Here is a 22,276-nt window from a genome sequence, read left to right as displayed (position 1 = left end):
CAGATGGTTTTGAATTAAATTTGGTAGAAAATAAATATTTATTTGTACTTTGTAGGTAAATATCTTCAAAAAGTGCTATCCAAAACAATAAAATTTAAATAAATTGATTCTTTTGCAAATATGGATTTAGTGAAAAAGCGTTTTGAAGGCATGGTTTGGTTAATTACAATATTTTTTATATTTTCCTCAGATTTAGTAGCTCAAGAATCAGAAATAGGTTTAACAATTAAGGGTAAGGCTTCTTATTATCATAAAAAATTTCATGGTCGAAAAACTGCTAGTGGTGAAGTTTTTAGCAATTTGGAATATACATGTGCTCATAGAACTTTACCTTTCGGTACTATGATAGAAGTCGAAAATCCATATAGTCATAAATGGGTAATTGTTAGAGTTAATGATAGAGGGCCATTTACTAAAACTAGGGTTTTAGATTTGTCTTATCAAGCTGCAAAAGAGATTGGAATGATACAAAAAGGCATTATCTTTGTTAATGCCAAAGTAGTAGGTAAGGATGGCGAGGTTATGTTATTCAGAGAAGGGAGTACTGAAGATAATTTCTTCGAAATTTTCCCTTCAGATAGTGTTGACTTTCCCGCCTCACGGATACCTGAAACAGTTTCTTCCAAAAAACAGAAATAATGCAAAAATTAGATTTATCTAAAATAAGAGAATACGGAAACCTCGATTTTTTGTCGAAACAATTGGTAGAAGGGTTTATTACGGGACTTCACAAATCTCCTTTTCATGGTTTTTCAGTAGAGTTTGCAGAGCATAGATTGTACAATTCAGGTGAAAGCACACGCCATATAGATTGGAAAGTTTTTGGTAAAACGGACAAGCTATTTGTGAAACGATATGAAGAAGAAACCAATCTTCGCTGTCATCTACTTTTAGATGTTTCATCTTCGATGTATTATCCTATTAAAACCAACGGTAAGCTGAATTTTGCGACTTTAGCGGCTGGAACTTTAGCCAATATGTTACAAAGACAACGTGATGCGGTTAGTTTGGTTACATTTTCTGACCATATTGAAGCTCAAACAGAGTGCAAGTCTACCACTACGCACATCATGAAAATCTATCATGAGCTTGAGAGAGTGCTGAACAGAAAACAAACACTTCAGAAAACCTCTGTTGTAGAGACTCTTCATGAAATTGCAGATAAGATTCATACCCGCTCATTGGTAGTTATTTTTTCAGATATGTTTGAAAATATGGATGATATGGAGAAAATATTTTCTGCATTACAACATCTGAAACACAATAAACACGAGGTTTTGCTTTTTCATGTCACTGACAAGAAAACTGAAATGGATTTTGAGTTTGATGAGAGACCTTATGAGTTTATTGATTTGGAATCTGGCGAAAAAGTTAAGATTCAACCTTCTCAGGTTAAAGATAAATACGTGGCTGTACTTGAAGACTTTCATCATGAATTAAAAATCAAATGTGGTCAGTATAAAATAGATTATATCGAAGTTGATATAGAGAAAGGATTTGATCAAATTTTGTCATCTTTTCTAGCCAAAAGGGCGAAGATGAGTTAAGTTTATTAAAATAACTTTAAAAAACAACCTTCCATATTTCAAAAAATACCAATCATAAACATTCTATTGATTCGCTACCTTATTAGCATCTATTTTTGAGAAAATAAAACAAAAAATAGACATGTTATTAACTACAACCCCAAGTATAGAAGGCCGTAGTATTGTAGAATATAAAGCAATAGTTACTGGCGAAACCATCATAGGAGCAAATATTTTCAAAGATTTTCTAGCAGGCATAAGGGACGTTATAGGTGGTAGGTCAGGATCTTATGAAAGAGTTCTGCGTGAAGCAAAAGATACCGCTATGTCAGAAATGATAGATAGAGCAAGAAAATACGGTGCAGATGCGATTGTAGGCATTGATCTTGACTACGAAACTGTAGGTAAATCAGGCGGTATGCTAATGGTTTCTGCCTCAGGTACTGCAGTGAAATTAAACTAAAAGATTGGGTTTTGAACCCAATCTTTTTTACTTCTCATTCAAAATCAATGCAGGGAGATTTTTTTGTTTGTAAAGCTCATTGTAGGCTTTTACGTCTTCATTTATGATTTTATCCAAAGTGTTTTTCTGCTTTGTCCATGCATCTATCAACTCTATGTATTTGGCTTTTGAGCCTTCTGTTAGTCTAGGGTCGTGCATGTCGGCTCTTGATTTGAGGTCTAGAAATTCAGCATTTAACTTATTTTGAAAATTAATTACATCTTGGAAAGTCTCTTGTTTCACCGTAATTAGATTTCCTTCCCAATCATTTAGAGATTTTAAAATACTTTTTCCTTTCTCTAAAAGATCTTTTGCTTCATTATTGTTTTTTAGAAGACTATTATAACCATCAATTTGGGTTTTTACTTTTCGCATTTGATTCACTGCCTTATGGATTTCTTCAACGTTTTTATCTATTTTTTGCAAAAACTCGCCTTGCTTATCAAAGTCGGACTGACTAACTTTTAATCTTGGGTCAGGAAGAATAGTTGCTTCTGTTTCTAAAGTATCCTTTGGTGTTATTAATTGCACAAAATACTTGCCGGGAGGAACACTAGAGCCTCTATAATCACCATTTACAAATACTTTATTTACTCCTTGAATACTCTCATTTCTTAAGTCCCATGCCATTCTGTTTATACCTTTTTTGCTAGGAATTGGTTTTTTCTCAGCTGGGCCACCGTCATATTTTACATAAGTCTTGTCTTTTTGATTGCTGTAGCTTCTTATTGTTTTTTTGTTTTTGTCCAAAATATTGACCGAAACTCTAGAACTGTCTAAGTTTTCTTCCAAGAAATAGTCAATAATCAATCCTGTCATAGGATTTTGTCCCATGCCAGGAATAGGCTCAGGAGGAGTTTGTGCATCGATTTTTACAGTACTTTTTGGTTGAAAAAGCATTGTTTTCTCAAGCTTTCGTGATTGTTGAAGAGCTGCCAAATCATCTAATATCCAAAATCCTCTGCCAGCGGTAGCCGCTACAAGGTCATTGTCATGTATCACCAAGTCGTTAATGGGTACAATTGGTAAGTTTAGTTGAAGTTTGTTCCACTGCTCACCTTGGTTATAGGAAATATATAAACCTAATTCAGTACCTGCATAAAGCAAACCTTTATGCTTGGTGTCTTCTCTAACTACCCTCACAAAGTTTTCATTCGGAATGCCACTGATGATTTTTTTCCATGTTTGTCCATAATCTTTTGTGATATATACCATTGGACTAAAGTCATTAAAGCGGTATTTGGTAGCCACAACATAAGCCGTAGCAGGATCATGAGGAGACACCTCGATGCTGTTTATCATGCATTCGTCGAGATCTTTTGGTGTTACATTCTCCCAGTTTTTTCCTTCGTTTTGGGTAAGAAATACCAGACCGCAATCGCTTCCTGTCCATATCACGCCTTCTTTGTGCGGTGAAACAGCGATGTATTGGAGCGTATTATAGACTTCGCCACCTGCACCTTCGTTGGTATAAGGCCCACCGCCTTCTTCTTGTTTGGTTTTTTCATTTCTGGTTAAGTCACCACTTATTTCATTCCAGCTTAAGCCTCCGTCAGTACTTTTTAATACTACATTGCCACCATGGTAAAGTACATTGTTTCTAAACGGAGAATTTACCAGCGGAGAGTTCCAATTGAAACGATACTTTTGGTCTTTGGGTATTTCACCTAAACCAATGTGAGGATAAGCAATAATATCTTTTGTAATACCTGTATTTCGATCTAAAACTTCCAAATTCCCTTGATAACAACCTCCGTAAATAAGTTTAGGTTCGTTGGGATTGTCAAATGCGATAAAAGCAGACTCGCAACCAGGTCCTGTAAACCAGTCTTGCCAGCCTATGCCCGGCCCAGTGGTTCTGGAACTAATGCCCATTGAAGAATTATCTTGCTGACCGCCATAAACATTATAGGGAAACTGATTGTCCGTAATCACTCTATAAAACTGTGCCGTCGGCTGATTCTCTTGTGTACTCCAACTCGCTCCTCCGTTGAAACTGATGTTCGCACCTCCATCGTTTGCATTAATCATTATTTGATTATTTGTTGGGTTTATCCAAACATCGTGATTGTCGCCATGGGGAGTTTTAACTGGGAAGAATGACTTTCCGCCATCAATAGATTTTAGAAACGGGGCGTTCATAATATATACCAAGTCTGCATTGATAGGGTCAGCGAAAATTTCTATATAATACCAAGCTCTCGCAATCGTAACTCTCTGTTTGGAAGTTTGACTCCACGTTTTGCCAGCATCATCACTTCTATAAACCCCTGCTTTATCGCCTTCAGCTTCTATATTTGCATAAACTCTGTTTGAGTTTGCCTTCGAAACCGAAACCGCAGATTTTCCAAAAGCCTTAGGTAAACCTTCACTAAGTTTTTTCCAAGTTTCACCACTATCATCTGATTTGTAAATGGCACAACCAGCACCACCAGAAACTACTTTCCAAGGATAGCGTCTATGTTCCCACATGCTGGCATACAAGATTCTCGGATTGTTCATGTCCATGCTGAGGTCAGCACAGCCAGTGTTTTCGTCTACATAAAAAACTTTTTGCCAAGTTTTACCGCCATCTATAGACTTATAGATTCCTCTATCTTCATTGGCACCATAAGGGGCACCTTGTGCGGCCACATAAACTACATCGGGATTGTTCGGATGAATTCTGATTTCCGCAATTTGTCTGGTTTTTTCTAGACCTATGTGCTTCCAAGTTTTACCAGCATCAGTTGATTTGTATACGCCATCGCCATGGGAAGTCATCACACCTCGCACAGGATGTTCTCCCATTCCTACATATATTACATTTGGGTCTGATTCTGCAACAGAAATGGCTCCAACACTTCCTGTGTTTATTTGTCCATCTGTAATGTTTTTCCATGAAATTCCAGCGTCTTCAGTTTTCCAAACACCACCACCTGTTCCACCAAAATAATAAACCATTGGATTTTGGGTTACTCCTGTAGCAGTTACGCTTCTTCCTCCTCTTGTGGGTCCAATGTTTCGCCATTTAAGGCCTTTGTAAAGTTCGGTATTCAATGTGTCCACGACTGTTTGCGAGGAAATATCAATACTTTTTTTCGATTTTTTTTGGCTAAAAGCTATTGTAGTTGTACAAAAAGTAAGGCAACAGAGTAAGAATGTTTTCATTTTGGTTATTTAGGTTATTGATGAAATAAATATAGGGAGATTATTTTGAAAAATTGTATTTTTTTTGTTTTCAATTTGATGAAGAATGATAGGTCTTTAGATGGCTTAAAGCTAATTAGAGGCAGGTATTTATTATTTTAGATTAAATTAAAATTACAAGAGTTTTAATTAATTATTACTCTAAAAATGTAAATATATTTATTCTATTGAATAATTTTATATTAAATTTTTCAATCTATTGAAGGAATTAATGAAAAATATTTATTTTTGGTAAAAAATATAGATTGTGGATATTAATAGAGTAATAGAGAAAATCCTTGTCGAGAGACTGGTTCCTAATAAAGTTAATCTGATTTTTGGAACAAGACGCGTTGGTAAAACATTTCTTTTAAAAAAAATTATAGCTAATACATCTTTCAGAATATTGATGTTGCAAGGCGAAGATATTGATACGCAACAACTCTTGGTACATAAAAGCATAGCCAATTATGAAAGGATATTGCAAAATATTGATCTTTTGGTTATTGATGAAGCACAAGTAATTCCTGAAATTGGTAAAATATTAAAATTAATTATTGACAATATTAGTGGCATAAGAGTTATTGTCACAGGTTCATCTGCTTTTGATTTGGCTAATGTATCAGGAGAGCCACTTACTGGAAGAGCTTACTTTCATGAGTTATTTCCAATTTCGCAAGGGGAATTAATGGAACAAGAGAATGCCTTGCAAACCCTTCAAAATTTAGAGGAGAGAATGATATATGGGGCTTATCCTGAACTTTGGAATTTGCCATTTTCGGTATCCAAAGCTGAATATTTGAAGGATCTACTGAATACCTATTTGTTAAAAGATATTATTGCCTATGAAGGAATTAAGAATAGTTCAAAAATAAGGGATTTGCTAAGGTTGATTGCTTTTCAAATTGGAAAAGAAGTTTCTTTGGATGAACTGGCTAAACAGCTTCAAATGAGTAGAAATACGGTTGAAAAATATCTTGATTTATGCAGCAAAGTATTTATTTTGAAAAAAATAGAAGCCTTTAGTGGAAACTTGAGGAAAGAAATCAGTAAAAGTTCACGATGGTATTTTTGGGATTTAGGTGTAAGGAATGCCTTAATAAATGATTTTAGACCAATGGCGTTGAGAAATGACAAAGGCGAATTATGGGAAAATTATTTAGTTTCTGAAAGGCTTAAGTTTTTAAAATATAGCAAAAGCTTGACTGAGACTTATTTTTGGCGTACTTATGATCAACAAGAAGTCGACTGGCTCGAACATGAAAATGGGCAGTTGCGAGCATTTGAATTTAAGTTTAAAGACGGAAAGGCAAAGGTTCCTACAGCATTTGCAAAAACTTATGTTGAAGCAACTTTTTCTGTAATAAACCAAGAAAATTATTTGCAATTTATTACTGGGGAAACTTTATAAATATGAATTCTCAGCTATATAAATAATCTATCTTGATTTATAAACTTTGAAAATCCCATACATTCGGGTTTTGTGCGTAATTTTGCAAAAAAAACGCATAGGGATGTTATACCCCAAAAATATAGAGGTAAAATTAGGTTTTGATAAGATAAGAGTGCTTTTGGCTGAAGAATGCGTGAGTTCTTTAGGAAGGTCTTTTGTGGATAAAATTAAGTTTTCGGATAGGTTTGACCAGATTAAAAAGATGGTCGAACAAACTGCTGAGTTTCGTTTGATTTTGCAACTCGAATCCAGTTTTCCTAATCAAAATTACCTTGATGTAATTCCCTATCTAAAACGTGCGGCCATTCCGGGGGCATATCTTGACGAAGAAGAGTTTTTTGATATTAAATTATCATTGACCACCATTCAGCAAATCATTCATTTTTTTAAAAATAAAGAAGATGAAAGATATCCTCAGTTAAAAACCTTGATGCGAAACACACTTCCTGAGAATAAACAAGAGGGCTGGGGTGATTTGATTGCACAGATTAATGGAGTAATAGATGAAAAAGGAAAAGTTAAAGATAATGCCTCGCGTGAGTTATATGACATACGGAGGAAACTGGCCGTTGAGCAATCCAATGTAAAACGAACTTTAGAAAGAATATACAGAACTGCCAAAAACTCTGGTTGGATAGGCGAGGATATGAGCTTGGCTTTTAGAAACAGTCGCTTAGTTTTGCCACTTTTGGCTGAACATAAACGTAAGTTGCAAGGCTTTGTACACGATGAAACTTCCACAGGCCAGATAGCCTTTGTAGAACCGGGCGAGGTTTTAGAAGCCAACAATGAGATTAGAGATTTAGAAATTAAAGAGAGAAGAGAAATAATAAAGATTCTTGAAAATCTTACTTCGGCACTTCGGCCTCATTTGCCAGACTTAGAAAAGTCTTATAACTTTTTAGGTTTGATGGATTTTATTAGAGCAAAGGCACGATTGGCCCATAAAACAGATTGCTCGAATCCTTGGTTGGTAAACGAAACAATAGTTGATTGGACAAAAGCCACACATCCGCTTTTGTATTTGGCTCATAAAAAAATAAATAAGCCGATAATTCCGCTAAAAGTTGGCCTAAATGCTGAAAACAGAATCTTGGTAGTTTCTGGTCCTAATGCAGGAGGTAAATCAGTTATGTTGAAAACCATAGGGCTGCTGCAATATATGGCTCAATGCGGACTGATGGTGCCTGTTTCTCCTGATTCTAAAATCGGAATTTTCAAAAGTATTTTTATAGATATTGGCGACGAACAGAGTATTGAGAATGACCTTTCCACTTACAGTTCGCACCTGACCAATATGCGGGAGTTTCTGGTGCATTCCGACAAAAATACTTTGTTTTTGATAGATGAGTTTGGAACTGGTACAGAGCCATCTTTGGGTGGAGCTATCGCGGAATCTATTCTTGAAAATTTACTTAAAAACAATGCTTTTGGTGTTGTAAATACACACTATACCAATCTTAAAATATTTGCAGACAAAAACCCTGGACTGATAAATGGTGCAATGAAGTTTGACGCCGAGCAATTAGATCCTTTGTATGAACTTGAAATAGGAAAGCCTGGAAGTTCTTTTGCCTTGGAAGTAGCCCAAAAAATAGGTTTGCCAAGACATATAGTAGACAATGCCAAAAGGAAATTGGGCAAAAATCAGGTGAATTTTGAAAAGTTGCTGAAAGAGTTAGAAATAGAGAAAAAGGTTTTTGCCGAGCAAAATGCTTTATTGAAAAAAGAAACGACCGAACTTAAGCAAAAAATAGATCAATACAATGCTTTGAAGAATTTCTTGGATACGGACAAAAAACGTATATTGAATGAAGCCAAAGAAAATGCCAAAACTTTGCTCAAAGATGCCAATAAGCAGATAGAGAGCACCATTAAAGAAATAAAAGAAAACAAAGCAGACAAAGAAAAGACCAAAGATGTCAGAAAAGCTTTGGATGATTTCAAAGTAGAAAAACTTAAACCTGAAAAAACGCAAGCTGCTGTTGTTACTAATAAAATAACTTTTGAAAAAGAAGACGGGAAAATAGGAATAGGAGATTTTGTGAAATTAGCTGGCCAAGAAACTTATGGTCAGGTGATAAGCTTAAATGGCAAAGATGCCGAGGTAATGTTAGGCGAATTGAAATCTAATATAAGATTGGGAAGGTTAGAGCGGGTATCTAAAAAAGAATACAAATCTGCCGTAAAAGAAACGCCCAGAGAAAACCTTCGTGGAATCGACATAAATGAAAAGATGACCCAGTTTAGTTTTAATTTGGATATTAGAGGAAAAAGGGGAGAGGAGGCACTTCAAGAAGTGGATGTATTGATGGACGACGCCATATTTTTGGGCTATCCCCAGCTAAGAATTGTGCATGGCAAAGGCGACGGAATTCTGCGTAATTTGATAAGAACGCATCTAAAACAATACAAATCCGTAAAGAAAATGTCTGACGAACATGCAGATAGGGGTGGTCAAGGTGTTACTGTGGTTGATATGAAGTAGACTTTAATTTGTTAGGCTATTTTCGGCGTATTTTATTTTTTGTTGATAAATCCGTGAAAATCTGCGTTACTTGCATCAGCTTTATCCGAGTGCCATAAAATTTGTATCATTTCCGTTTTTCGAAAAAAAAATCATAATCAAAAAAAACTTCTCATCACTATTTCCATCCATTCATGTACTTTGTTATGCACAGTACCTTGCTGTGTGTTAGTTTTGAATCATCAAACAAAGCAAAACAAATTACAAATATGAAAAAGCTATTTAGAATAAAAGGAAACGAAAGTATGTTAGGTGGAGTATTCGCTGGATTGGCAGAATATTTAGAAATAGATGTAACACTTTTAAGAGTATTGGCCGTTGGAGCATTTTTTACTCCGATACCTATCGTGTTTTTATACATCATTATGTGGGCGGTTTTCCCGAAAAAACCACAGACATTTGCCACTTTAGCACAATAAAATCTAGCCCGAGACTATGTTTCGGGCTTTATTTTTTTATTTGAGTCGTTCTGAAATAACTATAAACCACAGATATCAAAATCCAAAGGCCCATTTTGCCAAAGGTCAAAATACTATTAAACCAATCTACCATAAGTTGTCCAGAAAATTCTTTTGTAAGGCGATCTACACCTGTATCAAGTACAAAACTGATCAACATTATCAAGATTACGAAAACTGCAGCTTGGCTTAAAATGGTTTTTATAAGGGATGTATTCATAATATTTTTTTATGCAATTTAGCAACATTCCAATTGCCTTTCCCAAAAAGTACTTGAAGATTTTTCTTTTGTTGATTTTGAATTTCTTCAAAAAATAATTTTTAAATTCTAGAATTTTGAAATCCTTGTTCATTTTGTTGTAACTTCGATTAATATCAAAAAAAAGGGTTTAATTTTTTCAAAATGCTTAAAAGTGCCATCTTCTCCTTTTGTTTTTTTCTGATTTTCTCAAATTCTTTTTCCCAAAACCAAGCTCTTTATTATTTTGACAATGGTTTTGAAGAATTCACGAAGAAATATCCAGCCTTACAAGTAGAAGGGGAGAAAGGAGAGTTTATTGAAGAAGTTGTGGAGAAATTTGGCAAAGAAAAACGCAAAGTTTACAGGATTCCGGAGAGTTCGGGCTTGATGTTTGACAACTCAAAAATCAAAAACTTTATAAGTGGGTCTTACGGTATCGAGATGTATTTCAGATATGACGACGGAAGCATGCTTTTATATGGCCAACTTTTTGGTGACCAACTGGCCTCAAGTCAAGGTAAATATGTGCATTTGGTGACCACGCGAAATGCTAAAACCAAACTAGTGAACGTTTTTGTGAATGGAAAACTTACCATGAATTTTCCAGATGCTGATGATAATATGGACATCGATAATAAATCTCAAGTGAGTTTTTTCAACCAAGAAGGCACTAAGACAACCTCAGGAGCTGTGGCAATGATAAAACTCTACGATTATTTTATTGATGAAAATACAGCGAGTAACTTATTTGATATTTTTCAAAATGATAATATTAGTCCAAATCTCAACCCTGATGGCGTCATAAAAAACTTGTATTTTGTGCAGAGCTTACCCATTTTATTGCCTGAATCTTCCCCTGAACTAGAGAATGTTTTTGCTTTTTTAGAACAAAATCCGAAAGTCGAAATTGAACTTCAAGGCCATACCGACAATCAAGGCGATTATAATTTAAACATGAAACTCTCCAAAGAAAGAGCAGAGGCTGTAAAGGAATATTTGACAAAAAAAGGCATCAAAAGTTCAAGAATTAAAACCAAAGGTTTTGGGAGCCTAAAGCCAATAGCCAGCAACGCTCAAGAAGAAACCAGACAAAAAAACAGAAGAGTAGAATTGCAAATACTCAAAAAGTAATCTTTGACAAATCTACATTTCCGCCGCTGAAAATTATCCCTACTTTTTTGCCATTAAACAAGTCTTTTTGTTTTAAAAGTACAGCAAAAGGCACAGCCGCTGAAGGTTCTATTACGACCTTGAGTCTTTCAAATACCAGTTTCATGGCTGCTAAAATCTCATCATCACTCACGGTGAAAATGTCCGTCACGGTTTCTTTAATAATACTCAGCGTTTTATCTGAAAGTTTAGTAAGTAGCCCGTCCGCGATGGTATTGATAAAAGGAGCATTTTCGATTTTTCCAGACTTAAAAGACAAAATAGCATCCGCTGCACCTTCTGGTTCACATCCATAGACTTTGGCTTTTTTTGAAAAATATTTCGCCGATAGTCCAGTTCCGCTTAAAAGTCCGCCACCACCTACTGGGGCTAATATAACATCTAAGTCGGGATATTCCTCCAAGAGTTCTTTCGCTGCTGTGGCCTGACCAGCTATTACGTCATAATTGTCAAATGGATGAATGAAAAACGCCTGGGTTCTTGCTATGATTTCCTTCACGCCGTTTTCTCTTGCTTCTAGTGTTGGCTCACAAAAAATCAACTCAGCTTCTAATTCTTTTACACCATTCACTTTTGGCAAAGGAGCATTTTCTGGCATCACTATGTAGGCTTTTGTGTTGAGCATTTTGGCAGCAAGTGCCACCGCTTGGGCGTGATTGCCAGACGAATGTGTACAAATTCCGTTTTTTGCCAATTCTTTGTCTAAACTCAATGCCGCGTTTATTCCTCCTCGAGCCTTAAATGCCCCGATTTTTTGAAGATTCTCGCATTTAAAAAATACCTCAGCACCAGTTTTTTCGTTTAAATACTCGGAGCTAAGGACGGGTGTACGGTTTATATAAGGCCTCACTCTTTCGTGGGCGGTCATTATGTCGAGTTTGGAGGGTTTACTTTCAAGCATACAGTGAACTGTTTATACCATTATCAAATTTATATATCGAAAAGCCTTAAAAAAATAGTATTTTTGCGGGCGAATTCTCCAGTTACAAAATTATGCGAATATTAATATTATTTTTCATATCCTTTAGTTTATTTGCTAAGGCACCTCTAAATGTAAACCTTAAAAATCCTCCTCCGAGAATTATCCGCACATGTTGCTCTTTTGGTGTAGACGTAAAAGTGGCAGGTATGCCATTTGTGAAAATAACCGAAGTTACCTCTTTTGAGCAAATGGGGAAACACAAGTTTCTTGGTAGCAAGGAAGAACACAACGGCATAATATACACACAGAATGGCGGTTTTATAGATATGGGACACCTGAGAGATATTGCTGATTTTACAGCCTATTTGTATGTGCTGATTCAAAGCCAACAGAACCAAGGTGAGTTTGTACTAAAGCTTGGAAATGAGGCTGGTATGAAGAATCTAATTCTAAATATACCTGAAAATTTCCCAAATGAAGACGCTGTGCATTTAGCAGGAAAAATAGCCTACGATTTGTCTGTTTGGCACGAAATCTCTACGGCTTATGGGGCGTCTTTTATTCCATTGGTGCCGGAGCGATACTCAAGTTTTTCTATCGAAGACGCATATTCTAACCTTACAGGTGTGATTTTAGGCATGAAAGCACTTTTGAGCGAAAACGCTTATGAAGACGAAATGAGCAAAAATATCACGGAGACTTTAATTAAGCTAGAAGCCGTAAAAGGCGAAGAAGCTACCAAAGACGCCATGAATGCTGTGAAAGACATTTGGTGGTCAGGAAAAGCCAAATTACCAAGTCGAAAGGTATTGATTAAACGCCAGTTTGCGGTTTACGGTTGTGTATATCCCATGTTAATAGATGACAATAAAATCGAAAATAGCGATAATAACAAAGTTTGTGTACCTGAAAACACTTTGGCAAATGAGCCTTTGAACAAATATTATTCTTTGTCCATAAAAGCCAATTTTAAAATTCCCGTTAAGAAGGTTTTTGGTGAAAACGTGAAAGAAAAAAACACCATCACACAATTGGATTTTCCCGCTTTGATAAAATATGCGGAGGAGGAAACTTTCAAGGAGCAGGGGAAGTAAGAAAATCAAAAGATATTTTTAAATATTTGGATAGTTATTTTTAAAAGTGAAACTACACCTATCTCATTTAATTCTCCTAGATTCAATTAATAAAAGTAATACCACCCTTATAAACTCCCACCCAAGCCCTTAACTTTATCTTGTAATAATTCAATAATAATCTTTTGGTGAGAGATAGTTTCTTTTAAATGCCTTATCTCATCTTGAGTTTCTGGATTTTTAGGAGTCATAAGTTTGAGTAATAGTTCTTTTTTGTCCGCTTTGGGCTGGTTGTATCCGCTTTCCCAAAAACCTACAGTTGGCTGTGACACACCTAGTATTATGGCAAGGTCACTTTGGGTTAAGTTCTGTGCTTTTCTGAATTTTAGGATTTGTGTACCGAAGTCTTCTTTAGACATATCTCTTGTGTTTTAAAAGTTTTGAATTGTTTGCGTTTCTTTTTGGGTGATTTTTTAAGAAACCAAATATAGAAAGGAATATTTCAAAAATCAAAACTTATTTTTTTTATAAGTTTTACAGGAGGGGGGTAAGTGTTTGATTATTAGCATATTGTGTAAGTAATAATTTTCTGAAAAATGATTTTAAGGTAAAAAATATAACAAAATTTATTAAAAATATAAGTTTACTTATAATTTTTATAAGTTAGAAATTTAGAAATGGGTTTTAGGTTTTTCACTTTTGATGAAGCAAATAATCTTAAACACCTTGAAAAACAATTTCCTAAGCACTTTCACCAAATTCTTAAAGCAGCTACAAGTATCTGTTACAGAAAGCAGTGCATTGGAGTATTTGGAAACGCACCCTGACGAAGGCTCCATGTTGGCCTATTCTGATGCCCTTAATCATTTTAAGATAGAGAATGCAGTTATAAGAATCAAACAGGATTTAAGTACGATAAAAGCAGTAAACTTGCTCGTAGTTCGAGTTGTTAAAAAAGCAGTCTGTGTTGTTGATAATTTAATTGATAAAACTATTATTCTGTTTTTAAATAAAAAAAAAGAAAATAGGTATAAAGCAATTTTCCTTCTAGAAATTGAAGGAATTCAAAAAAAAATCAAAAACAACAAATTAGTTTTTTTTTTATTTCTGATAATTCTAAACTTATTTAATTCAAAAGATCTAAGTGCCCAAGACTATATAAACAACTATTACCCATATATATATGATGCTGAAATTAATTTTCTAAATAAGAAATACAACGAATCTTTTCTGAACTACTCCAAAGCTTTTTCAAATGAGGAAGGACTTAGACCAAACCTAATGAACGCTGCAGTTGTCGCGATTAAAGTAAAAAATTATGAACAAGCTATAATTTGGTTAAAGAAAGCTGTAGAATATGGAGCTACAATAAAGAGTATAGAAAAGTTGAAAAACATTAGAAACCTTAAAAAATCAAAATTATGGGCCTCATTTGTGCAAGAATATCCTACACTAAGAGATTACCATTTAAAAGGTATCAATAAAATATATCAAGAAGCAATAAATAGAATGAAACATGATGACCAATTGTATAGAACAGGTAAATATAAGAAATTAAGACATCAAGTAGTCAAAAATGATACAATAAAGGGATGGCAAGGCAATCCAGATATCATTAAAAAAATTACTGGTTTTGAAATTCAAAAACAAATAGACAACAAAAACATTCTCGAACTCTTAGAATTAATTGAAAAATATGGATTTCCCAGTGAAAAAACAATTGGCGTTCAAAGCATTAAAAAAGACTATCAAGACCCATGGCTGGGAGCCGGTTTGATTATTATTCATGGGTTTTATATCAAAGACATAAAAGACAAATTGTTCATTACCTTGTTGAATCAAATAAAAATTGGAAATTGTTACCCCCAACTTCTAGGTTATGCCTATGATTATTCAAATTTAACTCAGTTCCAAAAATATGGTACTGGTAATACAATAAAATTTTCTTTTCCACCTTTTCATGTTTTACCATATAGTAATATTATTTCCTTAAATAAAGATAGAGAATCTATTGGAATTGAACCACTTGAGAATTATCAAAGGAAAAACAGGTACCTAATAAATAAAAAATCAATTAAATAAATTTATAACTTAAACAAGTCAACTATGGAACAAATCAATCACGAGTCTTTCAAAAAATTTAGAGGCTCAGAAATTAACTCCCTCGAACAAATTAAAGGGGGATCAGACAGCTATGAGATGGTTGGATGTGGCTCATCTTCCTCAGTGGGTGGTGGGGCATATGAGCGTTCGGACACAAAAATACTTGGTATTACTATATGGGGTCGCTGGAAACCAATGGAGTAAGACATTATTATTACAAGTTGTTATAAGTAAAATCATAAAAACAAACAAAATGGAATCAATTAAATCAAACAATTCTAAGTTTTCTAAATTCGAGACTTCCGAAATTTCTAAATTAGAAACTATTAAAGGAGGGAGTACTAGTTATAATGTGGTTGATCTTTGCGATGGAAGAGAAATGGTCGAGGAGGACCATAGCTTTTTAGGAATTCATTGGACTAAACGTTATATTCAAGAATGTTAACTAAATTACCTGAGTGTAAGCTTTTTGCACTCAGGTTCTTTTACTTATGATATTAATACTTACTGAGCAAAAAGAGGATAGCGTCAATAAAGTAATTGACTGGTTAATTTACTATAATTTCGAGTTTATAAGATTTAATGAATCTGACTTCATTAGTAAATTTGAAATGGAGATTAATTTAAATTCTACCATTAAATTTAATCTGAAGGAACTTAAATTTTCTGAAATTTCATCAGTTTGGTTAAGAAAAGGAGCTTTTAATTACCAAATATCCAATAGTAATGCAAATCAAAGTATAACGAGTTATCTATTCAATGAATGGAATTCTTTTAGTAATTACTTAATGGAAGAATTTAAATTCCATGGTTCTTTAGTCCTTGGTACATCAAATGATTTAAAATATAATAAACTTATAAATTTAAAAGTTGCATTAAATGCCGGTCTTTTGATACCACAAACTTTAATTACTGATTATTTAAACCACGGAACTACAAAATTTTTTAAAGAAAACTCAATTGTTTCAAAGGCAATACAGGATGTATTTACAGGGAAATTGTTCAACAAAAATGTTGGAACTTATGCAGAATCAATTAAAATACCCGATACGAAAACTGGTGACATCTTTTTCCCAACTTGCTTACAAAGTATTATCAGAAAAAAAATGGATGTAAGAGTGTTTTTTCTAAACTTCAGTTTATTCGCTTTTGCAATCTTTTCAAGTTCTGAAAATCTTGACTACCGAAAGGATGATAAAAATAGTCAACGAATAGTTCCTTTTAAACTGCCAAAAAATCTTATAATAAAGATAATTAAATTTATAAGAAATTTAGATTTAAACTGTGGTTCTATTGATTTTATTTACTCTACAGATGGAAAGTTCTTTTTCCTCGAAGTAAATCCTGATGGTCAATTTGGAAGACTGTCATATGAATGTAATTATTATTTAGAAAAAGAAATTGCAGATTACCTATGTTTTCAAAAAAGAAATTAAAATCATTACCAATAAATTTCAGGACTTTAACAACATTTCGGGCTGAAAACTCCACGAAGGTAAGAATTACTACAAACAATGAACTAAATACCAGTTTTTATATAACACAGCCGCCACATAAAAAAATATCTAAAATAATAAGTTGGGATTCCTTTTATGAAAAACAAATATTTTAAACTCTATGCTTGCTGTCTAATTTCCAAAGGGTTTTCAAGATCAATTATAATTGACATCAATAGGAATACTTTTCACATGATTCCAAATTCATTATATGAAATCTTGAATAATCATCAGGGAAAGACTGTTTTTCAAATCAATGATTTCTACAACAACAAATATGAGAATATTATAATTGAGTATTTCGAATTTCTGGAACAAAATGATTATATTTTCTTTTGTTCCAAGAAAGAATTAGAATACTTCCCTAATATAATACTTGACTATCACTACCCAGGTGAGATTTCAAACTCAATTCTAGACCTTTCATCAAATTCTGATTACAACGCTCTTTCAGCAATGATTCAGCTAATAAATTTAGGTTGCAGACATTTTCAAATTCGATTTTTTTGTGACTCTTCATTAGAAAATATAGAAAGCCTTTTAAATCCTCTCGAAGGTGAAAACATTAGCTCCATTGAATTCATACTTAAATTTAATGGCTCAATTCCAATTGAAAGTTATCACAAAATTTTGGCTGAAAGGCCCGTGATACAGAGTATTATTTTATATTCTGCTCCGGAAAATAAGATTTTAGACCTTCATAAATCAAAAATGGGTAATCTAATATTAGTAAAACAAATTCTTAATGATAGTTCTCACTGTGGTGCAATAAGTGAGCATACGTTCGCCAACAATATAAAAACTTTTTCAGAATCCCAAACTAAAAACACCTGTTTGAATAAAAAAGTAGGTATCGATATTAATGGCGAAATTAAGAACTGCCCGTCGATGACAAAAAGCTATGGAAATATAAAAAATATTACGGTAAAAGAAGCAATTGAAAAGAATGATTTTAAAGACGTATGGAATATACATAAAGACCAGATAGAAGTTTGTAAAGATTGTGAATTTAGACATATCTGTACCGATTGTAGAGTGTATATTCAAGACCCAAACAATATTTACTCAAAACCTGCTAAATGTAGTTATAATCCGTACACTGGTACGTGGGGAGATGAAAATCTAACTAATAACCCTCTATATGGGCAATGAGTACTTTTCCTACATATCGCCAATATGACGCCATGGACTGTGGTCCAGCTTGTATTAGAATGGTTGCAAAGTTTTATGGTCGCAATTTATCTGCACAAGAATTACGAGACGCTACGGAGCTGGGCAAAGAAGGTGTAAATCTATTAGGTATTGCTCAGGCATCTGAAAAGGTTGGATTTAGAACCCTTGGTGTTAAAGTTAATCTTCAAAAATTAAAGAAAGATGCACCGCTTCCATCAATAGTCCACTGGAGTCAGAACCACTTCATTGTGGTCTATAAAATTTCAAAAAACCAAGTCTTTGTAGCCGACCCAGCTAAAGGTTTGATAATATATAGTTTTAAAGAATTCGAATCTCAATGGGCAACAACAGTCATAGATGGCGAACGCACTGGCGTGGCTTTGCTCCTAGAGCCTACGGCGGCTTTTTTTGAGAACGATACCTTTGCAGAAAAAAACAAAGAGAAAAGCTTTGGGGCTTTGTTTCAATATTTTTTTAAGTACAAATCCCTTGTTGTTCAGCTGGGTTTGGGGCTTTTGGTAGGTTCCATGATACAACTCATTATGCCTTTTCTTACCCAAAGTGTGGTAGATACGGGCATCCAAACCCGCAATCTTAATTTTATTTATCTGGTACTGGCTGCACAACTCATGCTTTTCATTGGTCGCATGGCGGTAGATTTTCTGCGGTCGTGGATACTGCTACATGTGAGTACCCGTATCAACCTGTCCATTCTTTCAGAGTTTTTGGGCAAACTGCTCAAACTGCCTGTAAGCTATTTTGAGAGCAAACAAACTGGGGATATCCTCCAACGCATAGGAGACCATAGCCGCATAGAGTCATTTCTAACAGGCACCTCGCTCAATGTGCTGTTTTCTATGTTTAATCTGGTCATTTTTTCGTTTGTGTTGGCCTATTATAATCTCAGCATTTTTGGGGTATTTGTGGTGGCTTCGGTGGCTTACAGTGTGTGGGTGGTATTGTTTCTCAAATATCGCCGTGTTTTGGATAACAAACGTTTTGCCCTAAATTCCAAAAACCAAAGCTCATTAATTCAGCTCGTACAATCTGTTCCTGAGCTAAAACTGAACAATGCCACATTAAGAAAACGCTGGGACTGGGAGAATCTACAGGTACAAAGCTTTAAACTGAGTATGCGTGGCTTAGCTCTGCAACAATATCAACAAGTGGGGGCTTTGTTTATCAACGAGGGCAAAAATATTTTTATTACTTTTTTGGCAGCTACGGCGGTGGTCAATGGCCAAATGACCCTAGGAGCCATGATGGCCATGCAATATATCATCGGGCAGCTCAATAGCCCTGTGGAGCAATTGGTGGGTTTTATGCAACACCTCCAAGATGCCAAAATGAGCCTCGAACGCCTCAACGAAGTCCATACCATGGACGAGGAAGAACCCGCAGACCAGCATTTGCTCAAAACCTTGCCACAAGACCACAGTATCAATATTGAAAACCTGAGTTATACTTACCCCGGTGCTGGCAATGAACCAGTTTTGACCGATATCAACATCAAAATACCCGCAGGTAAAACCACCGCCATAGTGGGCAGTAGTGGCAGTGGTAAAACTACTTTATTAAAACTGTTGCTAAAGTTTGTAAATGCCCAAAAAGGCCAAATCAAAATTGGCAATACTCAACTCAAAAACATCAGTCACGACTATTGGCGGAGCCTATGCGGCACTGTAATGCAAGACGGCTATATTTTTTCTGACACCATCGCCAATAACATCAGCATATCAGACGAACGGCCAGATATACACAAACTCATGCATGCTGTAAAAGTGGCCAACATCCAAGATTTTATAGAGGAACTACCCCTAAGCTACAACACCAAAATAGGTGCTGAAGGCAATGGCGTCTCACAAGGCCAAAGACAAAGACTATTGATAGCCAGAGCCGTATATAAAAACCCTGAATATCTATTTTTTGACGAAGCCACCAATGCCCTTGATGCCGAAAACGAAAGGGTAATTATGGATAATCTGGAGGAATTTAACAGAGGCAAAACTGTAGTAGTAGTAGCCCACCGCCTAAGCACCGTAAAAAATGCCGACCAGATTATAGTATTTGAAAAAGGTAAAGTGGTAGAAGTGGGCACACATGCGGAATTGAGTAGGTCAAACGGAAGATATTATGAGTTGGTAAAGAATCAGTTGGAGTTGGGGAGTTGAGTATTTGGAAAGTTGGAAAGTTGGAAAGTTGGAAAGTTGGAAAGTTGGAAAGTTGGAAAGGTGGTAAGTTGGAAAGGTGGTAAGTTGGAAAGGTGGTAAGTTAGGAAGGTGGAAAGTTGGGAAGTTGGGGAGGTGATGCGTGAGGATAAAATTGTGAAAAAAAATATTTACCACATAGTTCACAAAAGGAAATACCACATAGACACAATAGATGAAACTATGTTTCTATTTGAAAAATATGGACAATAGTATGCTATGTGGCCTATGTGGTTAAAAAAGTATTAAAGAAAGGTGAATGGTAAAATATAGTATAAAGATTTTGTGAAAACCTTTGCAATATTCAAACTGATAATATATTGATTTTCAAATCGGTATAGTTTTTTATTTTTTCGAAATCCTTTTTATTGAAGGTATAAAGTTCTTTACAATGTGATTCGGCTATGGCGGTGTGTAGACAGTCGTTGATACTATTGAAACCAACCTTGGAAGCTAGAAATTTGGCTCTTTCAAATTCTTTTTTAGAATAATTAATATTTCCAAATCTTTCGATTTGATTTATTTTCTCAATTATTTCGAAAGAATCGAAATTAAGTCTTGAAAGGACAAAAGAAGTTTCTTGCATGGTTAGCAAAGAAATGAAAACCTTTTCACTCTCCAGCCAAGGTTTTATCTTTTTATTTACTATTCTGTGTATTTCTTTGTCTTGAATAACCAAATAGTGTATCAGAAAATCAGTGTCCAAATAAATCATAGATTTACTTCGTTGGCTAGAGCTGATAGATCTATGTCTTTAGAAATTACTTTTGGCGGATACTTTTTTTGTAAAGCCTCCAATTTTCTAAAAATTTCCATTTGGCTCACTTTTTCGGGAACTTCATCAATTGTAATTCTCATGTCTTTGTCGCCGAATTGCTTTTTTAGTTTTTCAAAAAAGCTAAAATCGATATCGCTTAAATTTATTACTGTTGTCATAATTACTTTGATTTTCATACAAATATAACAAATGAACGAAAAAGAATATATAAATAGTTCGGAAAAGCTCCTCTATACTGACATTAGGATATTGATGGGGGGTAGGGGTGTTTTTAGCACACGGATTTGACACGGACAATTTTAATTTATATTGCTCGAAACTTTGATTTTTTATAAATAAAAATCCGTGTCAAATCCGTGTTTATCTGTGTTCTATTATGCATTAGAAAAATAATATAATGAACGAAAAAGAATATATAAATAGTTCGGAAAAGCTCCTCTATACCGACATCAGGATATTGATGGGGGGTAGGGGTGTTTTTGAGCAAGAGTTGCTTCCAAAAGAAGCTTCTCCGCCACCAATTCCTCCCGAGATAGAATTTGAAGGAGATAATGGTGGAAATAGAAACCGCATGCCTGAATTGGTAAATTCAAATGTAGACGAAGTGCTCAACAAACCGCCCATCTGGCTTATTCGTTGGGGTACTACGGTCTTCTTTTTGGCTTTTGTTATGCTGATAGGCATTACTTGGTTTGTAGAATATCCCGACTTGGTGGGTTCTTCGCTCAAGGTAGTTGCCAATAATCTACCAAAAACTATCCTAAGCAAAACAGATGGTAACCTCACCCGCCTTTTTGCAAAAGAAGGCGAATTGGTGGAAAAAGGCCAGGTATTGGCCTATCTTGAAAGCACAGCAAGCCACGACGAAGTACTGCAACTTGAAGAAACGGTAAATACTTTGGTGAATTTTGCCCAGGAAAATAATATCAATGCAATTCAAAACACAAAGATTCCCCAGTATTTTAGCTTGGGTGAATTGCAAAAGTCATATCAAGCATTTCAACAAGCTTTGATGCAATCCAAAGCTGCTGCTAGCAATGGGGTTTTTGAAAAGAAAAAGGCAACCATTGGCAGTGAAATCGGTTCTTTAAGAAGACTTCAGGACAATACCAAAAGTCAATTGCAATTGCAAGAGCAAGATTTACAAATGGCTTTAGAAGAAGCCCAAAGCCAACAGCGACTTGCAGAAAAAGGCTTTGTGGCACATTTGGAAGCTAAAAATTCAATGAGCAAATATCTAAGCAAAAAACAGGCTTATGAACAAGCCAAAGGCAGTTTAGAAAACAATACCATTAACCAGACGCAAAAGCAGCAGGAAATATTTGAAATAGACAAAAACGTTTTGGATCAAAAAGTGGCGGTTATACAATCAATCAATACGCTCAAAAGCGACATAGAAGCTTGGAAACAAAGGTATATAGCTACGGCGGCTATTTCTGGCAAAGTGAATTTCTTAAGTACTTTACAAGAAAACCAAAT

21 protein-coding genes are annotated in these 22,276 nt (G+C 34.9%); 15 read left to right on the top strand and 6 right to left on the bottom strand.

The features are described from left to right. Positions 1-120 precede the first annotated feature (120 nt). From EGI22_RS13805 to EGI22_RS13795, 3 genes are all read left to right on the top strand, one after another. Positions 121-639, top strand: coding sequence for a septal ring lytic transglycosylase RlpA family protein (locus tag EGI22_RS13805; protein WP_255069049.1), 519 nt, complete (start codon positions 121-123; stop codon positions 637-639). Further along, positions 639-1,547: a DUF58 domain-containing protein gene (locus EGI22_RS13800; protein WP_255069048.1), complete on the top strand. Its 909-nt coding sequence runs from the start codon at positions 639-641 to the stop codon at positions 1,545-1,547. Before EGI22_RS13805 ends, EGI22_RS13800 begins: the two co-directional genes overlap by 1 nt. Positions 1,548-1,668: 121 nt before the next feature. Beyond that, positions 1,669-1,989: a heavy metal-binding domain-containing protein gene (locus EGI22_RS13795; protein WP_255069047.1), complete on the top strand. Its 321-nt coding sequence runs from the start codon at positions 1,669-1,671 to the stop codon at positions 1,987-1,989. 27 nt (positions 1,990-2,016) lie between these two features. Here EGI22_RS13795 and EGI22_RS13790 read toward each other — a convergent pair whose 3' ends face one another. Continuing rightward, the gene (locus EGI22_RS13790) at positions 2,017-5,178 is read right to left on the bottom strand and encodes a glycosyl hydrolase (RefSeq protein WP_255069046.1); all 3,162 of its coding nucleotides are present in this window, start codon (positions 5,176-5,178) and stop codon (positions 2,017-2,019) included. A gap of 283 nt (positions 5,179-5,461) precedes the next feature. Here EGI22_RS13790 and EGI22_RS13785 point away from each other — a divergent pair, with 283 nt between their 5' ends. The 3 genes from EGI22_RS13785 (at position 5,462) to EGI22_RS13775 (ending at position 9,595) form a co-directional block, all read left to right on the top strand. Beyond that, on the top strand, positions 5,462-6,607 hold the full coding sequence (locus EGI22_RS13785; protein WP_255069072.1) for an AAA family ATPase: 1,146 nt from the start codon (positions 5,462-5,464) through the stop codon (positions 6,605-6,607). Between the two features lie 103 nt (positions 6,608-6,710). After that, entirely contained in the window at positions 6,711-9,137 is a 2,427-nt protein-coding gene (locus EGI22_RS13780) for an endonuclease MutS2 (RefSeq protein WP_255069045.1), read from the top strand. Positions 9,138-9,385: 248 nt separating this feature from the next. Continuing rightward, positions 9,386-9,595, top strand: coding sequence for a PspC domain-containing protein (locus tag EGI22_RS13775; protein ID WP_255069044.1), 210 nt, complete (start codon positions 9,386-9,388; stop codon positions 9,593-9,595). A gap of 28 nt (positions 9,596-9,623) precedes the next feature. Here the strand turns inward: EGI22_RS13775 and EGI22_RS13770 are convergent, their stop codons facing one another. Next, positions 9,624-9,854: a hypothetical protein gene (locus EGI22_RS13770; RefSeq protein ID WP_255069043.1), complete on the bottom strand. Its 231-nt coding sequence runs from the start codon at positions 9,852-9,854 to the stop codon at positions 9,624-9,626. A 183-nt stretch (positions 9,855-10,037) separates the two neighbouring features. Here EGI22_RS13770 and EGI22_RS13765 point away from each other — a divergent pair, with 183 nt between their 5' ends. Beyond that, positions 10,038-11,006: an OmpA family protein gene (locus tag EGI22_RS13765; RefSeq protein WP_255069042.1), complete on the top strand. Its 969-nt coding sequence runs from the start codon at positions 10,038-10,040 to the stop codon at positions 11,004-11,006. Here EGI22_RS13765 and EGI22_RS13760 read toward each other — a convergent pair. Then, positions 10,996-11,946 carry a threonine/serine dehydratase gene (locus EGI22_RS13760; protein ID WP_255069041.1) on the bottom strand — a complete coding sequence of 317 codons (951 nt, stop codon included), beginning with the start codon at positions 11,944-11,946 and terminating at the stop codon, positions 10,996-10,998. The two genes, EGI22_RS13765 and EGI22_RS13760, sit on opposite strands and share 11 nt — an antisense overlap. Positions 11,947-12,038: 92 nt before the next feature. On the opposite strand from EGI22_RS13760, the gene EGI22_RS13755 reads away from it, so the two are divergent. Then, positions 12,039-13,061 (top strand): DUF4056 domain-containing protein, encoded by a 1,023-nt coding sequence (locus EGI22_RS13755; protein ID WP_255069040.1) that lies wholly within the window; start codon positions 12,039-12,041, stop codon positions 13,059-13,061. A gap of 107 nt (positions 13,062-13,168) precedes the next feature. On the opposite strand, the gene EGI22_RS13750 is transcribed toward EGI22_RS13755, so the two are convergent. Then, complete coding sequence (locus EGI22_RS13750; RefSeq protein ID WP_255069039.1) at positions 13,169-13,459, bottom strand: helix-turn-helix domain-containing protein; 291 nt, start codon at positions 13,457-13,459, stop codon at positions 13,169-13,171. Positions 13,460-13,877: 418 nt separating this feature from the next. Between EGI22_RS13750 and EGI22_RS13745 the strand changes: the two genes are divergently transcribed. From EGI22_RS13745 to EGI22_RS13720, 6 genes are all read left to right on the top strand, one after another. Continuing rightward, positions 13,878-15,122, top strand: a complete 1,245-nt coding sequence (locus EGI22_RS13745; RefSeq protein ID WP_255069038.1) for a hypothetical protein — start codon at positions 13,878-13,880, stop codon at positions 15,120-15,122. Positions 15,123-15,146: 24 nt separating this feature from the next. After that, positions 15,147-15,347: a hypothetical protein gene (locus EGI22_RS13740; protein WP_255069037.1), complete on the top strand. Its 201-nt coding sequence runs from the start codon at positions 15,147-15,149 to the stop codon at positions 15,345-15,347. Between the two features lie 49 nt (positions 15,348-15,396). Then, positions 15,397-15,588 carry a hypothetical protein gene (locus EGI22_RS13735; protein WP_255069036.1) on the top strand — a complete coding sequence of 64 codons (192 nt, stop codon included), beginning with the start codon at positions 15,397-15,399 and terminating at the stop codon, positions 15,586-15,588. Between the two features lie 46 nt (positions 15,589-15,634). Next, complete coding sequence (locus EGI22_RS13730) at positions 15,635-16,579, top strand: MvdC/MvdD family ATP grasp protein (protein WP_255069035.1); 945 nt, start codon at positions 15,635-15,637, stop codon at positions 16,577-16,579. 156 nt (positions 16,580-16,735) lie between these two features. Further along, positions 16,736-17,791 carry a grasp-with-spasm system SPASM domain peptide maturase gene (gene gwsS / locus EGI22_RS13725; protein WP_255069034.1) on the top strand — a complete coding sequence of 352 codons (1,056 nt, stop codon included), beginning with the start codon at positions 16,736-16,738 and terminating at the stop codon, positions 17,789-17,791. Then, a complete protein-coding gene (locus tag EGI22_RS13720) occupies positions 17,788-19,983 on the top strand; it encodes a peptidase domain-containing ABC transporter (RefSeq protein ID WP_255069033.1) in 2,196 nt (731 codons plus the stop codon). The genes gwsS and EGI22_RS13720 overlap by 4 nt, the downstream gene beginning before the upstream one ends. Before the next feature lie 340 nt (positions 19,984-20,323). On the opposite strand, the gene EGI22_RS13715 is transcribed toward EGI22_RS13720, so the two are convergent. Together EGI22_RS13715 and EGI22_RS13710 are read right to left on the bottom strand one after the other, a co-directional pair. Further along, on the bottom strand, positions 20,324-20,734 hold the full coding sequence (locus EGI22_RS13715) for a PIN domain-containing protein (RefSeq protein WP_255069032.1): 411 nt from the start codon (positions 20,732-20,734) through the stop codon (positions 20,324-20,326). Then, the gene (locus EGI22_RS13710; RefSeq protein ID WP_255069031.1) at positions 20,731-20,955 is read right to left on the bottom strand and encodes a hypothetical protein; all 225 of its coding nucleotides are present in this window, start codon (positions 20,953-20,955) and stop codon (positions 20,731-20,733) included. Before EGI22_RS13710 ends, EGI22_RS13715 begins: the two co-directional genes overlap by 4 nt. A 239-nt stretch (positions 20,956-21,194) precedes the next feature. Here EGI22_RS13710 and EGI22_RS13705 point away from each other — a divergent pair. Further along, positions 21,195-22,276: biotin/lipoyl-binding protein (locus EGI22_RS13705; protein ID WP_255069030.1), on the top strand; the 1,082-nt coding region annotated here is incomplete at its 3' end.

The organism is Lacihabitans sp. LS3-19, assembly GCF_024343575.1.
In the GTDB taxonomy this organism is placed as follows: domain Bacteria; phylum Bacteroidota; class Bacteroidia; order Cytophagales; family Spirosomataceae; genus Leadbetterella.
The sequence above is the reverse complement of the archived record's forward strand: the minus strand, read 5'-3'. Positions and strand labels throughout refer to the sequence as shown.

Bases quoted from the DNA above. Each gene is read 5' to 3' on its own strand.
- EGI22_RS13775 (WP_255069044.1), top strand. From the start codon at position 9,386: ATGAAAAAGCTATTTAGAATAAAAGGAAACGAAAGTATGTTAGGTGGA.
- EGI22_RS13760 (WP_255069041.1), bottom strand. From the start codon at position 11,946: ATGCTTGAAAGTAAACCCTCCAAACTCGACATAATGACCGCCCACGAA.
- EGI22_RS13770 (WP_255069043.1), bottom strand. From the start codon at position 9,854: ATGAATACATCCCTTATAAAAACCATTTTAAGCCAAGCTGCAGTTTTC.
- EGI22_RS13750 (WP_255069039.1), bottom strand. From the start codon at position 13,459: ATGTCTAAAGAAGACTTCGGTACACAAATCCTAAAATTCAGAAAAGCA.
- EGI22_RS13720 (WP_255069033.1), top strand. From the start codon at position 17,788: ATGAGTACTTTTCCTACATATCGCCAATATGACGCCATGGACTGTGGT.
- EGI22_RS13755 (WP_255069040.1), top strand. From the start codon at position 12,039: ATGCGAATATTAATATTATTTTTCATATCCTTTAGTTTATTTGCTAAG.
- EGI22_RS13745 (WP_255069038.1), top strand. From the start codon at position 13,878: ATGTTGGCCTATTCTGATGCCCTTAATCATTTTAAGATAGAGAATGCA.
- EGI22_RS13780 (WP_255069045.1), top strand. From the start codon at position 6,711: ATGTTATACCCCAAAAATATAGAGGTAAAATTAGGTTTTGATAAGATA.
- EGI22_RS13710 (WP_255069031.1), bottom strand. From the start codon at position 20,955: ATGACAACAGTAATAAATTTAAGCGATATCGATTTTAGCTTTTTTGAA.
- EGI22_RS13805 (WP_255069049.1), top strand. From the start codon at position 121: ATGGATTTAGTGAAAAAGCGTTTTGAAGGCATGGTTTGGTTAATTACA.
- EGI22_RS13730 (WP_255069035.1), top strand. From the start codon at position 15,635: ATGATATTAATACTTACTGAGCAAAAAGAGGATAGCGTCAATAAAGTA.
- EGI22_RS13790 (WP_255069046.1), bottom strand. From the start codon at position 5,178: ATGAAAACATTCTTACTCTGTTGCCTTACTTTTTGTACAACTACAATA.
- EGI22_RS13795 (WP_255069047.1), top strand. From the start codon at position 1,669: ATGTTATTAACTACAACCCCAAGTATAGAAGGCCGTAGTATTGTAGAA.
- gwsS (WP_255069034.1), top strand. From the start codon at position 16,736: ATGAAAAACAAATATTTTAAACTCTATGCTTGCTGTCTAATTTCCAAA.
- EGI22_RS13765 (WP_255069042.1), top strand. From the start codon at position 10,038: ATGCTTAAAAGTGCCATCTTCTCCTTTTGTTTTTTTCTGATTTTCTCA.
- EGI22_RS13800 (WP_255069048.1), top strand. From the start codon at position 639: ATGCAAAAATTAGATTTATCTAAAATAAGAGAATACGGAAACCTCGAT.
- EGI22_RS13715 (WP_255069032.1), bottom strand. From the start codon at position 20,734: ATGATTTATTTGGACACTGATTTTCTGATACACTATTTGGTTATTCAA.
- EGI22_RS13735 (WP_255069036.1), top strand. From the start codon at position 15,397: ATGGAATCAATTAAATCAAACAATTCTAAGTTTTCTAAATTCGAGACT.
- EGI22_RS13740 (WP_255069037.1), top strand. From the start codon at position 15,147: ATGGAACAAATCAATCACGAGTCTTTCAAAAAATTTAGAGGCTCAGAA.